Genomic DNA, 1,340 nt, shown 5'->3' with positions numbered 1-1,340 from the left:
TGCGGTGGGTGTCGAGGCGACGCGGACCGTCGCCGCGGCAGGGGCCTGCATCGAGGGGGGTCGCTGGAGCGGTATCGGTGAGGCGGGGTGCGGCGCGGTACCGGGAACGGCAAGGGGCCGCTGGGGGGATGGCTGGGGCGCGGCGGAGTGCCGCCGCCGGGCGGAGGGCGCCCCGGTGGGCCCTCCGCTCGGTCCCGCCGGTGGTCGCGGCGGGACGAGCGAGCGCGGGTCGACCCGGTCCAGGACCTTGCGGACCCGCCGCAGGTTCCGTTCCGGGGCCGCGACCAGCACCGACAGCGCGAGGCCCTGGCCGACCGGGTCCGGCAGCGGCCGCACCAGGTGCAGCACGGTGTTGCCCTGCCGGATGACGATCTCCGTGGTCGCCCCACGGCACACCCGAGCGAGGTCGGCGGTCGCCCGCAGCACCTCGACCTGTGCCGCGGCGACCGCCTCGGCGTCCAGGCGGACCCGGTCAGCGGTCTCCGCGTCGAGCGTCAGGCCGCTCTCGACGTCCACGAGCGCGACGGCGAGTACCTCGGGCCTGCGCAGGACCTCCCGCGCCGCGGCACGCAGCACACCGGGGCTCCCGGGGATGCTCTGCACGGGGCCGTCGTCCTCCGGGGTGGGGTCAGCGCTGGACGGGCGTCTGGAAGTACTGGCTGTCGCCGCCCTGCGGGGTGCGGGCCCCGGCGTTCGGGTGGGACATGTAGAACTCCTGCTCGATGATCTTCAGGTCGCGCCGGGCCATGGCCAGGTTCGCCTGCTGGCGGTTGAGCACCAGGTAGAGGAAGAGCTTCTCGTCCGGCAGGCCGCGGATCAGGCGGATCAGGTGGTACTGGTTGTCGAGGGTGATCAGGATGTCCTCGATGTTCTCGCGCAGGCCGAGCTTCTGGGTCACCTCGATCTTGGTGCGCACCACGTCGCTGTTGCCCGGGGCCGCGACCTCCAGGTCGAACTCCGCGCTGCCGCCGCGCGAGCCCAGCGTCATGCCGCTCTCGTAGTCCACGAGGGCCACGGCGAAGGCCCCCTTGATGTTGGCGGCCATGTCCAGGGAATGCTCGATCGAGCTCATCGATGTACCTTTCGATCATCCGTTCACCGAATGATCTTCACGACGGGGACGGGGGAACCCGGACCGTATCGCAGAATCGCGGTGGAGACCGTTTCTCGGACGTTTCCTCGGCGACGGTGGCGTTTTCCGCGACGGGCGGTAAGTGGGTCAGCGCAGCCTCCGTCGAAGACCCTCCGCGAGCCTGCGCAGAGTGGTCATGTCCGTCGCCCAGCGGCTGTCGTGCTCGTCGTCCGCGGGTGCGCGGGGCGGGGGGATCACGGTGGCGCCG

At 72.0% G+C, this 1,340-nt stretch carries 1 protein-coding gene and 1 pseudogene; both read right to left on the bottom strand.

Annotation, left to right across the window (positions count from 1 at the left end; all coding sequences use genetic code 11):
- Nucleotides 1–603 (bottom strand): annotated as a pseudogene (locus H5J29_RS32905) (hypothetical protein); the annotation flags it as partial.
- A 25-nt stretch (nucleotides 604–628) separates the two neighbouring features.
- Nucleotides 629–1,072 (bottom strand): hypothetical protein, encoded by a 444-nt coding sequence (locus H5J29_RS32900; protein ID WP_181784792.1) that lies wholly within the window; start codon nucleotides 1,070–1,072, stop codon nucleotides 629–631.
- Nucleotides 1,073–1,340: the final 268 nt, after the last annotated feature.

Source organism: Pseudonocardia pini (assembly GCF_013870575.1).
GTDB lineage: Bacteria > Actinomycetota > Actinomycetes > Mycobacteriales > Pseudonocardiaceae > Pseudonocardia > Pseudonocardia pini.
The sequence above is the reverse complement of the archived record's forward strand: the minus strand, read 5'-3'. Positions and strand labels throughout refer to the sequence as shown.